The sequence below is a fragment of the Amycolatopsis cihanbeyliensis genome, assembly GCF_006715045.1.
In the GTDB taxonomy this organism is placed as follows: Bacteria; Actinomycetota; Actinomycetes; order Mycobacteriales; family Pseudonocardiaceae; genus Amycolatopsis; species Amycolatopsis cihanbeyliensis.
In genome coordinates, this window is the sequence record NZ_VFML01000001.1 from 1,522,873 (window position 1) to 1,538,450 (window position 15,578).

Sequence of the window (15,578 nt, forward strand, 5' to 3'; positions counted from 1 at the left end):
CCGATGTTCCAGTCTGGTATGGACGTCGGGCAGCACCTCGGCGTCCGAGCTGGTGGCCGGCATGGTGGTCACGTCCGTGATCACGTTGGGCCTGTCACCGGAGCAGGTCTCGGTCACGTGCGCGAGGAACCCCTGCCAGCGGGTGACCTCCCCCCGACGTGCGTAGCGGGTCGCCGAATCGTAGGGCGAGACGATCCGCCTCGCCGAGGGCGGCAGGCCGCTGCACTCGGCGTCGCGCCACCGCAGGCGGCCCATGGCATCCCAGTGATAGTTCTGCACCAGCACCTGCCGCAGGGTCTGCACCCGGGGCCCGTCCAGCAGGCCGGGGTGATGACGGCTCAGAGGTTCGAGCAGGTGACGGGCGTCCGCCCCGGTGGTGTTGATCCTGGTCTTGGGCCGAGTTGGGTTCTTGCCCAAACGCACCGGTCGGCCGTAGCGGCGGCCCCAGTGCTCGTCGACCAGGCCGTCGAGCGCGTGGTCGACGGTGCGGGCGAGTTCCTCCAGGGCCGCGCGCAACGGCCTCGGTGACCAACTCCAGGCGGGTCAGGTCGCGCACAGCGGCCAGGACGTGAGTGGAGTCAGCGCGCTGGGTGGTGCGCTTGCGGACCAGTCCGGCCTCCTTCAACCGGGCCAAGGCGACATCCAGGAGGCGGTCCGCCCGGCCGGCCCGCAGCAGACGGTCGCGGAAGTCGCCGAGCACGCTGTGGTGAAAGCCGGGGTCGTCCGACTCCAGGCCGAGCGCGTACTTGAAGTCGATACGACAACGTACGGCCTCGGCGGCGTCGCGGTCGGACAAGCCCAACAGGAACTGCGACACGCTCACCGTGGCCGATTGGGCGGGCGAGAGCCCAGGACGCCCGTCGCGCGAGTAGCAGTCGGCGAAGTCCTCGTCCCCCCACAGACCGCCTAGACGATCACGTACCCACATCGCCGTCGTACCACCGGGGTTACTGGCCCGAGCCACCCGCGCGGTGAGCTCCGGGACCTCCACCACGGACCGCGTACCAACCGGTAAGGACATCTGACCACCTCGGACAGCGTTACGACTTCACTAACCCCGAAAGCCTCATTGTTACCCACCGGTCACCCTCCACGACCACACCGACCGCCCCAAGATTCCCGACAGAGTCAGGCTTAGACTTGCAGGACATGCCTAGTCGGACTTCGTGATTTTAGGCGTGGCAGTGTACGTAAGCACGGGAAGGTAGACGGCGCGCACGCTTGTCAGCCCGGCGATGTACTTGAGCACCATACGAGGACGAACACCGCCACCTCAGGCCAACTGGTCCCGTCACCTGGAGTTGCAGCGAGGCGCGAGATCCTGAGGCCTCTTCGATCCCATGCACCGCGGCACAGGAGCCACCCGCGTCTCAGCAGGGGCTATGCGGCGAGCCGCCTCAAGGCCGCCTGCGCCGGCGGCCCCCACGTGGGCTTCCCACCCGGCAACCCCTTGTCGCCGTTGTCGCCGATGACCAGGCAAGCCAGCGCCTTGATGAGTGCCCAACCCATGGCACGCTGCAAGGTGGCCGCGTCGGCCGAGCCATAGGCCCGATGGAAGCGATCCATCGCTGCGTCGGGCAGAAGAAGCCAGCCGCCGGCAAGGTCACAGGCTGGGTCCCCGGCGCACATATCGCCGAAGTCGATGACGCCGCAGAAAGTGCCGTCGACGGTGAGGACGTTGGCCGGGTGCAGGTCGCCGTGAAGCCACACCGCCGGTCCGGTCCATTCTGGAGCAGCCAGTGCGTCCCTCCACACCCTGCGGACGGCGTCCGGCTCGGGGACCAACCCGCGATCGACGGCCTGCTCCAGCGCGTAGGCAAAGCCAACAGCGTTGTCAGCCAGGGGACCGCCCCGTCGATGTCGCCCAGCTGGCGCATCGGCGGGTGCCGGGCGGTGTAGGGCGGTGAGGAAGGACGCCAAGGTGTCAGCCGCCTCGTCGCCACGCGTCGCTGGGGCTCGGTCGGCAGGCTCTCCCGAGACCCACGTCGTGACAATCCAGGGTTGCGGGAAGGTCTCGGAGGGCTGGCCTAGGCGCTGCGGCAAGGGCGTCTGCAGCGGCAGACCTGACGCCACTTCCGGGACCAGTGTGTACTCCTTGAGCAAGAGCTCGCTCGCGTCGTCGGTAGCCCATGGCAGGCGCACTGCGAGGTCGTCGCCGAGCCGCCACATCTGGTTGTCCCAGCCGCTCGCACCGAACGTCACCGGCAGATCGGCCAAGTCCGGATGCTGTTCGCGAAGCAGCGTCACCACCAAATCTGTAGTGATCTCATCTGGAGTATGCATCATCGGGCAAGTCTAAGAGCCTGTTCTTGAACTGATCTTGTCGGCTGGGCCACTGCGGAGGTGAGAAGGGACTCCTGGTAGATCGGGTGGTGTCTAGTCAACCGTCCTACCGAGGAGTCCCGGGTGCCATCGTGCCCGAGTTCGTCGACCCCCTTCGCGCGGGGTCGACAGTGCTGTCTGTTGGCCACCACGCACCGCCCTTCGCTCAGGTCACGGCGTTATCCGTCGGACATGACCGACGCTCAGTGGGCTACGATCGAACCATTGTTGCCGAAGCCGGGTTGGCTGGGCGGCAGGGGTGGTCGCCGTGCGAAGCACTGTCGGCGCGAGATCGTCGACGCGATCCTGTACGTGGTCGACAACGGCATCACATGGCGGGCTCTACCGGCTGATTTCCCGCCATGGTCCACGGTGTACAAGCACTTCGCCGCGTGGGAACACCACGATGCGACCCAACATCTACTCGATGCGCTACGCGACCGGGCCCGGCTGACCGAAGGCCGCCGGGCCGCGCCAAACGCCAGGATGATCGACTCGGCCTCGGTCAAAGCCGCCGACACCGTCGCATCCGGCAGCCGCGGGTTCGACGCGGGCAAGAAGATCAACGGCCGCAAACGGCACATCGCCGTAGACACCGTCGGCCTGTTGATCTGTGTGCTGGTCACCAGCGCCGACGTCCAGGACCACACCGCCGCCCGGAACCTCCTGGCCAGGCCGCGCTACCTCTGCCCCAGCGTGCGGCACCTGTGGGCCGATTCCGGCTACACCGGCACCCTGATCGACTGGGCGAGAACCCATCTGCGGTGAAGCACGACGAATCCGTCCGCTGGGCCATGATCCACACCATCAGCAAACGCCTCAACTGAGTTCAGGAACAGGTTCTCAGTCGATACGATTCGTGATCGAGGCGGTTCCTGGCGAGGCGGTGGGAAGTCCCCGTACCGTGGTTGTCCTCGGGCCCTCCGCCAACGCAGCCAAGGTCCACTCTGGCGCGAGTACCGCGACCAGGGACTTGCAGGGCAGGGCCTAGGCAGTAGGGCGCACGGACTTGAACTGTTGCGCGAAGAGTGACCCACCATCGCACGAAATCGGTCGATGAGCGGGATAAGCAAATGAAAGGCAACTCGGTATCGACAATGAACGATGAAAACGCGAATATTCGCCTTGCCGAAATTCGACAGAGGCTCGATGGAATCGACCGCCGGATTGCCGAGAGCGTCGGCGACCGGTTCGAGGCAGTCAGGCAGGTCGGTGAATTGAAGCGCGCGACTGGCATCCCCATGATGCAGAAGGGTCGAGTGGACGCCGTCGTCTCCCGGGCTACCCAGTTCGAGGCCGACTACAACATTCCAGCAGGGACGCTAACTGCCATCTTTTCGACGCTCGTCGCGGAGGCCTGTCGACTCGAGGACGGGATCATCGGCCAGGATTCCGAGTAGCTTCCATGGGGGAAAGATTGTGAAGACGCTCATCGTCGACAACTACGACTCATTCACGTACAATCTGGCACATTTGGTCGGACAGGTACGGGGTGTCGATCCCATCGTCGTCCAGAACAATGTTTCCTGGGCGTCCATCCCGTGGAGCGAAGTCGACAACGTCGTGATCTCGCCTGGGCCGGGGAAACCCAACCGCCCGGAGGACTTCGGGATCTGCGCGGAAATCATCGCCCGGTGCGAGCTCCCGATCCTCGGTGTCTGTCTGGGGCACCAGGGAATCTGCAAGTTCGCGGGGGCAAGAGTCGCCCCCGCTCCCGTGCCGATGCATGGGAGCGGGTCCCTCATTCAGCACGACGGGGTGGGGTTGTTCGCGGGGATCCCCAGCCCCTTTATTGCTATTCGCTATCACTCTCTCGCAGCCGATGATATCCCCGACACTCTCAGGGTCACCGCGACGTCCGAGGACGGTGTTGTGATGGCCGTCGAGCACGTATCTCGACCCATCTGGGGCGTGCAGTTCCACCCGGAATCGATCTGTACGGAGTACGGTCGAGAGATCATCGTGAACTTCTGTCGGCTGACGGAGTCGTGGGCCGACCGGCCTCGCGTAGAAGCCAACTCCGGCCCCCGCTTTACCATCAATCTCCGGCGAGTTCCGAAGATGCCCGATCCCGACACGATCTTCTCCGAGCTGTTCACGGAGTCCACGTACAGCTTCTGGCTGGACAGCGGAGGGCCCGCAACCGATCACCGGGCCAGGTTCAGCATCCTCGGCGACGCGGCAGGCCCCCTCGCCGAGGTAGTTGAGTACGACGTCGAGAAGTCCGAGCTAACGAGCCTTCGCCATGGACGGCGGCACGTGCTCAAGACATCAATCTTTGAGTACCTCGCGGACCGGTGCGCGGAGGTTGCGCCAGCAAGCTCCCATGGCCTCGACTTGGAGTTCGAGCTCGGGTTCGTGGGCTTCCTCGGGTATGAGATGAAGGCGGAGACGGGCGGCTCGTTGACCCACCGGAACGCCATACCCGATGCGGCCTTCGTCTTTGCGGACCGAGCGGTCGTCCACGACGCTCGCGACGGGTCCGGCTGGCTGCTCGCCCTGAGCTGTGACGGGGCGCCGGACGCCAGCCCCGGGGCCGTCGCGCGATGGCTCGACCAGACAGCCGATCGGTTGCAGCGCATGACGCCGCGCGTTCGTTCCGATGCGCTACCCGACGAGGGCCTGAACGGTGTGGGCAGAGTGGAGATGCGGCACGACTACCGCGCGTATCTGTCGAGGATCGAACGCACCCTGGAACTCATCCGCTCCGGTGAGACGTACGAGCTGTGCCTAACCAACGAAGGCTCAGTGACGACGGACGCCGATCCCGTGACCCTCTACGAAGAGACCCGCCGGCTGAACCCAGCGCCTTTTGGGGCACTCCTCCGCTTCGGGACTCTGTCAGTGCTGAGTGCGTCGCCCGAACGCTTCATGTCCGTCACAGGCGACGGGAGCGTGGAGTCGCGACCGATCAAGGGGACGCGGCCGCGCAGCGAGGACCCGGTGGAGGACGAGCGAATTCGCGCGAGGCTCCAGGCGAGCAAGAAAGACCGGGCAGAAAACCTGATGATTGTCGACCTAGTCCGAAACGACCTCTCGCGGGTGTGCGAGGTCGGATCGGTCCACGTCCCCGCTCTGTTCGATGTCGAGACGTTCGCGACGGTGCATCAGCTCGTGTCGACAGTGGCTGGACAGCTGAGCCCAGGGATGACGGCGATTGACGCCGTCCGCGCAGCGTTCCCCGGCGGTTCGATGACCGGCGCCCCGAAGCTCCGGACGATGGAGCTGATCGACGAGCTTGAGGGTGGGCCGCGGGGGGTCTACTCTGGCGCCCTCGGGTGGTTCTCCTTGACGGGTGCCTGCGATCTGAGCATCGTCATCAGGACAATCACCATGAACGGCCCAGACGCCACGTTCGGAACCGGCGGAGCTATCCTCGCGCTGTCCGACCCCGAAGAGGAGTGGGAAGAAACGCGGGTGAAGTCAACGGTGATGTGTTCGGTCCTCGAGAGTTTGGCGCGTCACCGGTGCAGCACGCCAGAGCCAGCGCCGCGGTGACGCCTACAATGAGTGGCGCGGACGCCATTTTCGACCACGTGGTAGTCCTTGGCGGCGGGGCTGTCGGGATGCTCGTCGTGGAGACGTTGCGGGGTCGATCGTCGCGAACGACGGTGGTTGACCTGGATCCGGCGTTCGGCGTCTCGCCGGGCGACGGGCTAGAATGCGTGGTCGCGGACGTCACCTCTCAAGACGATCTGCCCGCTTGGGTGGCGCCCCTGCGCGAGGCGTCGGTCATCGTACTCAGCCTGCCGGAGACCGTCGTCAAGACGGTGTTGCTCACCCTTGCGACACATGCCTCCAAGCGCGCCCTCGTCGTCGAGACCTGCTCGGTGAAAGCAGACGTGGCGGCGGCGCTAGGGACCTTCTGGAGCGGTCGACCCGCCCTCGGGATCAACCCGCTGTTCCGGCCGTCACTCGGGATCGACGGTCGACGCGTCGCCATTGTCTCATACGAGCGTGGAGGACACGCCGAGTCGGTCGAGGAGGCATTGTCCTCGAAGGGGGCGCTGCTCGTCCGGCTCGGCGCGGCGGAACACGACCGGCTCGCCGCCATCACCCAGGCGCTTGCCCACGCCTCCTTACTCGTCTTCGGCGTGGCCGTGGCTGAGTGCCGCACCGAGGTGTCCGTCGACGACCTCATGGGCATGGCGCCACCACCGTTCCGCGCTCTGCTATCCCTATCCGCGCGTGTGGCTGCCGGCGACGTCGCGGTTTACCGAGCGATCCAGGATGCCCCGGGGGGGCATCGGATACGTACCCTAATGACGAATGCGTTGGCCGATCTTGACCGGGCGGTGAGTACCGACGCGGGCTTCGAAGGTCTCCAGACGAAGATCCGGGACGCGATCGGACCGACTCTCGTCGCCGAGCTCGTCGACACATCCGACGCGCTGCTGTCCGGGCTGAGGTGAGTCGTGCCCAGTCATTTCTTTCGACCGCTCCCGCCGAGTGACCCAGCCACATGGACGCGACAACGGTCAGTCATCGATCGCCTGGTAGGCAGCCGTCCAGAAGTCCCGGAAGATTGAAGTCGGCATCCACCCGGTGTCGGTCTGGCGGATTAACATCGTCGTCATGTCCTCGTTCGGGTCGTTGAACCATATCGTGCCGTACTTGCCGTACCACCCGTAGCTGCCGATCGAGGGACCGAGGTACCTGCGCTGGCTTGTAATCCCTACGGCGTAACCCCAGCCGAAGCCCTCGTCGAAGCCCGGCGGCAAGACGAACGTCGAGGCTGCCTTCTGTGCTGCTGTCAGGTGGTCTGTCGTCATGAGCGACACCGCTGGCCGGGAGAGGATCCGTTCGCCGCGATGGGTGCCGCCGCCTAGTAGAGCGGAGGTGAAGGCAAGGAAGTCGTTGGGTGTGGTGACGAGCCCGCTGGCGGCCTCTTTGAACGGAAACCTGGGTACCCAGACGTCGTTGAGATCGCCTTCGACAGTCCGCACGCCCGTGGCCTCGTCGACCGCGTACGCGGTCGCTAGCCGACTCACATGCTCACGCCGGGCTACGAACGTGGTGTCCTTCATGCCGAGTGGCTCGAAGATCCGCTCGCGCGCGAGGTCCTCGAGAGGCATGCCCGCCGCGCGGCTGACGAGGACGCCTAGCACGATAGCAGGGGTGTAATACATCCAGCGTTCACCCGGTTGGTACACGAGCGGCAGGGCGCCGAGACGACGGACATACTCCTCCGAAGATGGCCCGGGACTCCCGGGGTCGTCCCAGAGTTCCAGGGCGCGGAGCGCATCGGAGATCGGGACCTTTCCCGGCTCTGCCGGGATCGTGCCAGTTCCGAGGCGGCAGGTGAGCAGGTCGTGCAAAGTGATCGGACGGTTCGCCGGAACCGTGTCGTCCAGCGCCCCCTCGGGATCGACGAGCACGGTCATGTTCGTAAGCTCCGGGAGGAACGCGTCGACCGGATCGGTCAGGCGCAGCGTGCATTCCTCGACGAGGGTCATCGCACAGGCGGCGACGACAGACTTCGTCCACGAGGCGACACGGCAAATCGTGTCAGCCGCCATCGGTATTCTCGACCCGGCGCCCTCGTGCGCAAGGTGGCCCGCGGCCTCGATGTGGACCTCGCCCCGGCGGGCGATAACGGCGATGACACCGGGCTCGTGGCTGACGTCGAGGTGTCGCTCAAGCACCTCCCGAACGCGGGTAAGCCGTTTCGAGGACAAACCACCTGCGGCCACATTTCCTCCTCATTGTCGACGGTCCTCACGCTATCGGCTTCTCGGATGGGATCCGTTGCGGCTGGCGCTCGTCGGTAGCCTCGGCGATTGCCGCCAGGACGCGGCCCGGCGTCAGAGGCATATCGATATGTCGCACGCCGAGGTGGGCGATGGCGTCGATGACCGCGTTCTGAACCGCCGGGGTGGAACCGATCGTTCCCGCCTCGCCGATCCCCTTGACGCCCAGCGGATTCGCATCCGTACGAGTTTCGCTCGACTTCAGCTCGAAGTCGGGCAGGTCGGCTGCTGTGATGGGCGCACAGTCCTGGAGCGTCCGGGTCAGTGGGATGCCGCTTCCGTCGTGGCGCACCTCCTCGAATAAGGCCTGGGCGATTCCCTGTGCAATTCCGCCGTGACGCTGCCCTTCGGTGAGGATCGGATTGAGCACGGGACCGGCGTCGTCAAGGGCAATATGGCGAAGCACCGTGGTCCTCCCTGTCTCCGTGTCGACCTCCACGACCGAGAGATGAGCGCCGAACGGGAACGTCGGCTGCTGCGAGACGAACTCGATGTCCGCGGTGATCGTCCCAGTCGAGGTCTGTTGGACGACTTGAGCCCAGCTCAGTGGCCGGTCGGGGTGTCGTGTGCGGTACCAAGTGCCGGAACCTGTGTCGAGGACGACATCGGCTACAGGGCACCCCAGGAGGTCTGCCGCGTACTCGCAGGCTTGAGCCCGGACCGTCGTGGCTGCTTCGTGGACGGCGGAACCGCCGAGCTGGAGGGAACGGCTCGAGTAGGTGCCGACACCCCGAGGGATAAGGTCGGTATCCCCGTGGACGACGGTGACCCTATCCATCGGTATACCGAGCTTGTCCTCCACCAGCATCGCCCAGGCGGTATGGTGTCCCTGGCCCTGTGTGGAGCTGCCCGTTAGCACGGTGGCGCGTCCCGCCCGGTCGACGGTCACCGAGCCGGTCTCACCGCCGCCACCAGTCATCTCCACGTATACGGAGATGCCGATGCCCAACACACTGACGCACCCACTGTCCCTTCGGGCTGCCTGCTCGGCCCGGAGACGGCGGTAGTCGGCGGCGGCGAGGACTGTGTCTAAGGCAGACTCGTAGTCGCCGGAGTCGTAGCGAGCCCCCGTCCCAGTGCGGAACGGGAACGAGCTCGCTGCGATCAGATTGCAGCCTCGGACGTCGGCCGGGTCCATGCCGATCTCCGCGGCGAACAGGTCGACCGCTCGTTCGATGGCTGCCGTCGCTTCCGGTCGGCCAGCTCCTCGATACTTGTTGACTGGCGTGGCGTTCGTGACGACGATCCGGAAACCGGATTGGACGTGCGGGATGTCGTAGACGCCAGGGGCCATCGTGCAGGTCACCGGAGTGAGGGAGCTCGTCCGCGGGTATGCACCCGCATCCTGGACGACGTCGAGGCGATAGGCCGTAATGGTACCGTCCCGTCTGCCACCGATTCTAACGCGGTGGAGCTGTGCACGTCCCTGGGTCATGGCGACGAGGTTCTCGGAGCGGGTCTCAGCCCAACGCACCGCGGTCCTCGACCGCCACGCGGCCCAGGCGACAAGGATCGAGTCCCGGTCGATGCCGATCTTCGCGCCGAAGCCCCCTCCGACATCGGGGACAATCACACGAATGCCATCCGGCGGCATACCGAGAGACTCGGCCAGCGAGGTTCGGCTGCGCTGGGCGTTCTGGCTGCTGTGCCAGACCGTGAGCGTCGTCCCGTCGAACGCGGCGGCGGTGGCGCGGCACTCTATCGGGATGCAAGGAACGCGCTGATTCGCGATCTCTTGTTCGACGACAACCTCGGCGTCGGCAAAGACACCGTCGTCGTAGGTGTCACGGTTATACTCGTCGACGACATTAGTTCCCGCGTCCTCGAACAGGAGGGTCTTGTCGAGTAGTGCCTGGGCGGGGCCTACGACAGCGGGAAGCCGCTCATAGCTCACCGTCACGAGCTGTGCGGCGTCCTGGCCCTCACTGAGGGTGTAGCTGAGTACGATGGCGATCGGTTCGCCGACGAACCGGATCGTCCTCCTAACGAGAAGCGCTTCGGTGAAGGCATCGCCGACCGTGTCCGACCGTCGGTACGGCTTCGGTGGCGGAAGGTCGGTCAGGTCCTCGGCGGTGTAGACGGCCGCCACGCCGGGATGGGCCAGAGCGCGGGAGACGTCGACATTCGTGAGCACTGCGTGCGCGACCTCGGCTCGTACGAAGGTCACGTGCACGGCTTCCGTGAGCTCCGGATTCCGCAAGTCGTCGACGTAGGTGCCGCCGGAGGTCAGCAGCCGGCGGTCCTCCACCCTCCGCACCCTGGTGCCGAAGACACTCACGGAACAACCAGGTCGCCGTTGGACCGGACGTGCACGCGGATCACCGGGCGTCCGATGATGCGTACACCGGCGCAGCGTTCGGGCTCCTCGTGGCACGTAAGCAGCGGCAGGCCATCGGCAGCTCGATCGTCTGGTTTCCAGTGAGACCCAGCTCGTCGCGCACGTAGCCGGTGACCTGCTCGTCCACGGCGCGCCGGGCCTTTGCGGACAGCGCAATCGCGCTGGCGTCGGTGCCGAGGTGCCCCACGAGCTCCTCTGCGGTGACGGTCATGAGCCACGTCATGTGCCGCTCGTGGAGGGGTCCGAAGGAGGACCCGGTGGGGGGGTCCATGACGTCGTTGCGCGCGGCCTGCCGAGCGCCACCCCGCCCACTCTCACCGGCACGCACTCCACGGGTGAAGTAGTCGAGGTCGGCAACCCAAGGAACGGACAGGTCCCGGTAGTTCCAAATGACGCCAAAAGTGCCATTGGTCCGGAGGACACGCGCGATCTCTGGAATGGCGCGCTCCGGGTCGATCCAGTGCCATGCCATCGCAATGAGAAGCCCGTCGGCGCTGCCGTTGGGCAGCGGTATGGATTCGGCCGTTCCGGGAAGCATCTGCACGCCGGGGCAGTTTCGAGCGAACAGCTTACGCATCCGCGGGTCGGGCTCGACGGCGACGACGCACCCGACGCGGCCCACGAGGTCCCGAGTCAACGCACCGGTACCTGCGGCGAGGTCGACCACGGTGTCGACGTCGTCCGGGAGCAGCCAGTCCATGGCGGCGGCGGGCACACCGGGGCGATAGCGGCTGTAGCTTTCCGCGATTTCGCCGAAGGACAGTGCCCGCGTTGCGTCTACCATGCGACCCTTTCCTCGCCCGTCTCTTCAGTCCGGACGTGCAGAGTTCTTCTCAATCTTCGCCGTGACCTCGTGCTCGAGATCGAGCCCGAGCATCTCGGCGATACTCGCGACGTAAAGTACGGTATCTGCGAGTTCTTCTCCCAGACGGTCCTGCCCTTTCCGCCAGGAGGTGAAGGTGGCGGCCGCCTTCACCTGAAGCATGCAAACTTCCAGCGGTACGTCGGTGGTATTGTAACCCTTCCGCACCTTGTTGTCCCAAGTCAATTGCTGCAGGGAACTCAATTCCATGTTTCCTCCAAAGATCATTCGCCGCTGGCGTCCGTCCGCTCCGATGACTGAGGGGTTGGCCCCATCAGGGTCTCAACCTTCCCGGGAGTAATGGCGCAACCGACACCCGACCTTGTTCCGTTAATTGGGCCGCGTCGCAGCCTGGCGCCGCCGCAAGCACCGCCGCGACGACATTTTGATAACCCGTGCAGCGGCAGAGGTTTCCCTTCAGGGCGTTCCGGACCTCTTGGGCACTGGGATCGCGGTTGCGCCGCAGGAGGTCACGCGCCGCCATCACCATTCCGGAGGTGCAGTAGCCACATTGGAGCGCATGGTGCTCGTGAAACGACTGCTGGAGCGGGTGCAGCTCTCCTTTTCTTACGAGTCCCTGTGCGGTAGTCACCTCCCGCTGGTGCGCCTGGACCGCAAGGACCAAACAGCTCTTGACACTCGCACCGTCGAGATCGACGGTGCATGACCCGCAGTCACCAGTGTCGCAGCCAATCTTCGTTCCGGTTAAGTTCAGACGGTCCCGCAGATAAAGAACGAGGAGCAGCTGGGGTTCAACCTCGCCCTCGTGGGTGGTCCCGTCCACGGTCACTGAGATGTGGTTCATGAGCCCCGTTCTTGAAGATTGAAATGTCACGTCGACTGCGTCACGCCGTCGCTGGTCGACGACCGAAAGATGCCGTCGACCAGGAGCATCTGACCGGTCGTCTCGTCGCCACTGTGGTTCTGCTCCAACGCAACTGGGGAGAAGCCTCGCTCTGTCAGGAAGTTCAGCATCTCGGTCAGGGTCGGCGCCTCGTGGTGTATCGCGACCAGCGGGAGTTCGAGTTCGAGTAGCGCGATGCGGTCAAGAACCGGCCCTGCGCCCTTTAGGACGGACAGCTCAGCGCCCTCCACGTCAAGCTTGAGAAACACTCGGCTGCCCTCGCAGCCAAGCTCCTCCCAGAGCGACCGTAGTGATCGAGCGAAGACCTGCTCGGTGCCGGCGTTGACGTCGTCCGGCCACATGTGAAAGTGGAGGCTGGTTCGACGAAAGACCGACGACCCGAGCGAAGTACGGGTCAGGTTCAGGGCGACGTAGCCGTCCTCGGGGCCTAGCGCCTCTTGGCGGCAGTGCCAGTCGTCGTCCCTTCGAGCCACGTCGGAGAGCAGTGCGAACGTCTCCGACGCCGGTTCGAAGGAGATGATCGTCCCGTGGAAGCCGCACTCGCGAATCCACTTCGCGTACTGACCGCTGTTCGCCCCGCCATCTATAACGATGTCGATGTCCTGAAGCAGTACGCGTCGTCGTTCTTGCGGCGTCATCATGTTGCTTGTGTGCGGCGGGAGGTCCCGCACATCGCCTGGCGCTGGGCGAACCACGAGGTCCTCGCTTTCGGGATAGGGCTCGGTGGTTGGTCGGCCGCATGTCATCGTACTCGGGGAACTTTCATCCCGGTTCGGTGCCGGTATGCGTGCTCGCGTATGCGCAGCCGAATGGTGCTGAATGAGCGGACCGCGTATGATTCCATATCAAACCATACTCGGCGGGAGTAGGACGGGCAACGTACTGCTCACCTGGCGCACGTCCGGGAAGGACCGCAACCCGCCGGATTCCCGTATCCGTTTACGAGTTCGACAGTGGGACATGCAAACGTGTCACATCGAACCGACTCGAGATTTCTCGCGAAGGCGGAACTCTGCTTGGTTCACGTGAAGGCTGTTGCCTCGTATCGGTTGCAGGTCGCGCCGATTCTCATCACGAGCCGATGGCAGTCGTGACTACATGGCGGTGGGCGATCCCAGCCGCTTTCGGAGCGACCGTGACTGTCGTCGACTTCCTCCTCGCCGCTCGAGATGGCGTGTCTGGGCCATGGCTTTCTAACTCACCCTGGCGACACCTCATTAACCTGGGCTGCAATCGCCGGCGTCGCCCTCCCGTCCTAAGTCATGACGATCGCCGCGCAGAATGTGCCTACGTCGCGATTATTAGTTCGTTCGGCTATCAAGGACCATAGCGAAGCTCGATGGGTGTCCGGTCTCGGTAGCGTCCTCGCGGCACCGCGCCTCACTGGAGGCGCATGTGGAGACCCATCGGCGGTGGTGTCATCGTAGGCATTCGGCGTCGTGTATCTGGAAATTGCTGCAGGGACTACGCTGCAGGTGCAGCGTAGTCGGCGAGCGTGGCGAGAATAAGATCGTGCAGCCGTGCTTCCTTGTCGAATTCGTGGTAACGTTCGGCCAACGACTGCAACGCACGGGGCGGAATCTATCGAAGATAGCATACCGTCGCCTTGTGGCTCTATTCACGTTGCGATTAGCTTCATATCAGCCAGTCTATCCAGATCTTCCCACAATTCTAGCGAATGCATTCGCGACCACCGTCTTCAAGGTAGTAATTGCTTGGATACAACACTTGGCCGCCGTGTCCTTCGCAATCTCGATTTGACGAATCATTTCCACGGTGCCATCCGCGGATTGCGGTAGCGCGGTCGCCGTCCCGAGGCAACATCGCGCGAGCAGCGGACTCAGCATCGGGCGGGTCGTCCTTGCTATGCAGGTAGCGTAGACGACGGCCGGGACGGTTCACCGTGCTCACGACGCGCCTCACATGACTGTCACGGAATTCAACCATATAGGCCGGACACCAATGCCCGAGAGCACCCAGTGATCCATCCTCGAAACCGTCGACACCAGCGCGATTGATAGCAGGCGGGACGTCAACCGTCGAACCAGTCGAAACCGCTGCTGGGATAGCCATCGCGAGGCCGTCTGCAGCCCTCGCGAGAAATGTCGTGATCAGACCCTCGGCATTTCCTAGGAATAAGAAACGGTTCCTCAACGCGCGGGCCATACAGCGCAGTTCAGCAGGACCGATGGCACGGACCGCGTCAGCACCTCAGCCCCGGGCAGGCCCACCGTATCGTACCGGACTTGGCAACCGCTGGCGACGCCGCCGACCAGCACGGGTCCGAACACCGAGGGAGCCATGATCCTGCTGGCCTCTCCACCGTCCGAATCAGCGACCTCAACCGGCACCCCTAGCGAGTGCACACGTTCTTGGACGACCCACGTCCCCGCTGCGACCGCGTTCTCCACCAGCACGTTCCACACGGTCGCGTCGGTGCTCGACCCGAAGTGCACGTTGTTGCCCTGGCTGCCGTCCGAACGCTTGAGCACGAAGCGGTCCCGCTGGGCCTGCACCAGATCCACTAGAGAACGACGTCGGCTCTTGTAGAGCACTGGCCCGTCGTACACCTCACGCGTCCAGGGTACATACCGCTCGACGAACTCCGCGTCGGCTGGCTCCAGCCACTCAGGCCCCGTTGACAGCCGCGCCAAGGCCCGCTTGTTGCTGACGTGCTCTGCGCTGTATGGCGACACCACGATCCGCCCGGGGTCCAGCAGACTCACCGCTGGAGCGAGGTCGCGCCCAGCATCCAGCAAATCCTGCGCGACGAACTCATGCAAGACAAGCGGTGCCGGAGCGTGCCCGCCCGCGAGGCTATCGGTGTAGTCCTCGATCCCGATCAACTCGGCCTCGAAGCCAGCACGACGCAGATCGTCGACCCCGAGCTCGTAGTACCAGGAGTCATTCTTGATGTCCCTCGTGCACCCAACGAGGTCCATCACCTTGGGCTTATCGAACTGCGTCGCGGTTGCCGCGAGCATTGCCGATCGGTCGCGCAGTGGCGATCGGATGCGGAGATCGGGTGATATGCGGTCCCGCCAGAACTCGTTTAGCAGGTGGACATAGCCCGTGCCGCCGACGGCGCTGCTGACGTTCATTTCGATGAACTGCCATCCGTCTGTAGTGAGGATGGCGTCGGGTCGCGCGAGGATCGTCGCGCAGGCCGACTCCAGAGAAGGGTCCTGGTACAGCGGCACGAGGCGGTCGTCGAGACCGAGATCGTCGTGGCGGGCCCTCGGATTCTCACTTATCTCGAAGACTGTACGACGGAGAAGGCGCAGTAGTCGCTCGCTAGCGCGGTCCAGGTCGTTTCCCAGCTCCGCAGACAATGTGACCGGGCCGGTCGGAAGGTAGGGCTCCGAGTGGAGGCCGATCTTGTCGAAGTAGCGTCGCATGTCCGCTACGAGTCGGCGATTTTCCGTCACCGGATGAGAGTAA

The 15,578-nt window shown here is 64.6% G+C and carries 13 protein-coding genes; 4 read left to right on the forward strand and 9 right to left on the reverse strand.

Going from position 1 to position 15,578, the window contains the following annotated elements; genetic code table 11:
- Positions 1–94: 94 nt before the first annotated feature.
- Both FB471_RS35850 and FB471_RS06620 read right to left on the reverse strand, forming a co-directional pair.
- A complete protein-coding gene (locus FB471_RS35850) occupies positions 95–1,021 on the reverse strand; it encodes a transposase (RefSeq protein ID WP_425457035.1) in 927 nt (308 codons plus the stop codon).
- Positions 1,022–1,380: 359 nt separating this feature from the next.
- Positions 1,381–2,286: an aminoglycoside phosphotransferase family protein gene (locus FB471_RS06620; RefSeq protein WP_141996468.1), complete on the reverse strand. Its 906-nt coding sequence runs from the start codon at positions 2,284–2,286 to the stop codon at positions 1,381–1,383.
- A 177-nt stretch (positions 2,287–2,463) separates the two neighbouring features.
- Between FB471_RS06620 and FB471_RS06625 the strand changes: the two genes are divergently transcribed.
- From FB471_RS06625 to FB471_RS06640, 4 genes are all read left to right on the forward strand, one after another.
- Positions 2,464–3,090 (forward strand): IS5 family transposase, encoded by a 627-nt coding sequence (locus FB471_RS06625; protein ID WP_141996469.1) that lies wholly within the window; start codon positions 2,464–2,466, stop codon positions 3,088–3,090.
- A 260-nt stretch (positions 3,091–3,350) separates the two neighbouring features.
- A complete protein-coding gene (locus FB471_RS06630) occupies positions 3,351–3,722 on the forward strand; it encodes a chorismate mutase (RefSeq protein ID WP_141996470.1) in 372 nt (123 codons plus the stop codon).
- A 19-nt stretch (positions 3,723–3,741) separates the two neighbouring features.
- Positions 3,742–5,820 carry an aminodeoxychorismate synthase component I gene (gene pabB, locus FB471_RS06635; protein WP_141996471.1) on the forward strand — a complete coding sequence of 693 codons (2,079 nt, stop codon included), beginning with the start codon at positions 3,742–3,744 and terminating at the stop codon, positions 5,818–5,820.
- A gap of 8 nt (positions 5,821–5,828) precedes the next feature.
- A complete protein-coding gene (locus tag FB471_RS06640) occupies positions 5,829–6,734 on the forward strand; it encodes a prephenate dehydrogenase/arogenate dehydrogenase family protein (protein WP_141996472.1) in 906 nt (301 codons plus the stop codon).
- Positions 6,735–6,800: 66 nt separating this feature from the next.
- On the opposite strand, the gene FB471_RS06645 is transcribed toward FB471_RS06640, so the two are convergent.
- The 7 genes from FB471_RS06645 to FB471_RS06675 form a co-directional block, all read right to left on the reverse strand.
- Positions 6,801–8,015: a serine hydrolase domain-containing protein gene (locus FB471_RS06645; RefSeq protein WP_141996473.1), complete on the reverse strand. Its 1,215-nt coding sequence runs from the start codon at positions 8,013–8,015 to the stop codon at positions 6,801–6,803.
- A 25-nt stretch (positions 8,016–8,040) separates the two neighbouring features.
- The gene (locus tag FB471_RS06650; protein ID WP_141996474.1) at positions 8,041–10,350 is read right to left on the reverse strand and encodes a xanthine dehydrogenase family protein molybdopterin-binding subunit; all 2,310 of its coding nucleotides are present in this window, start codon (positions 10,348–10,350) and stop codon (positions 8,041–8,043) included.
- 40 nt (positions 10,351–10,390) lie between these two features.
- On the reverse strand, positions 10,391–11,194 hold the full coding sequence (locus tag FB471_RS06655) for a class I SAM-dependent methyltransferase (protein WP_141996475.1): 804 nt from the start codon (positions 11,192–11,194) through the stop codon (positions 10,391–10,393).
- A 24-nt stretch (positions 11,195–11,218) separates the two neighbouring features.
- A complete protein-coding gene (locus FB471_RS06660) occupies positions 11,219–11,482 on the reverse strand; it encodes a nucleoside triphosphate pyrophosphohydrolase family protein (RefSeq protein WP_141996476.1) in 264 nt (87 codons plus the stop codon).
- Between the two features lie 64 nt (positions 11,483–11,546).
- Positions 11,547–12,077: a (2Fe-2S)-binding protein gene (locus FB471_RS06665; RefSeq protein WP_141996477.1), complete on the reverse strand. Its 531-nt coding sequence runs from the start codon at positions 12,075–12,077 to the stop codon at positions 11,547–11,549.
- Positions 12,078–12,103: 26 nt separating this feature from the next.
- On the reverse strand, positions 12,104–12,775 hold the full coding sequence (locus FB471_RS06670) for an FkbM family methyltransferase (RefSeq protein ID WP_170220732.1): 672 nt from the start codon (positions 12,773–12,775) through the stop codon (positions 12,104–12,106).
- Between the two features lie 1,512 nt (positions 12,776–14,287).
- Positions 14,288–15,565, reverse strand: coding sequence for a hypothetical protein (locus FB471_RS06675; protein WP_141996479.1), 1,278 nt, complete (start codon positions 15,563–15,565; stop codon positions 14,288–14,290).
- Positions 15,566–15,578: the final 13 nt, after the last annotated feature.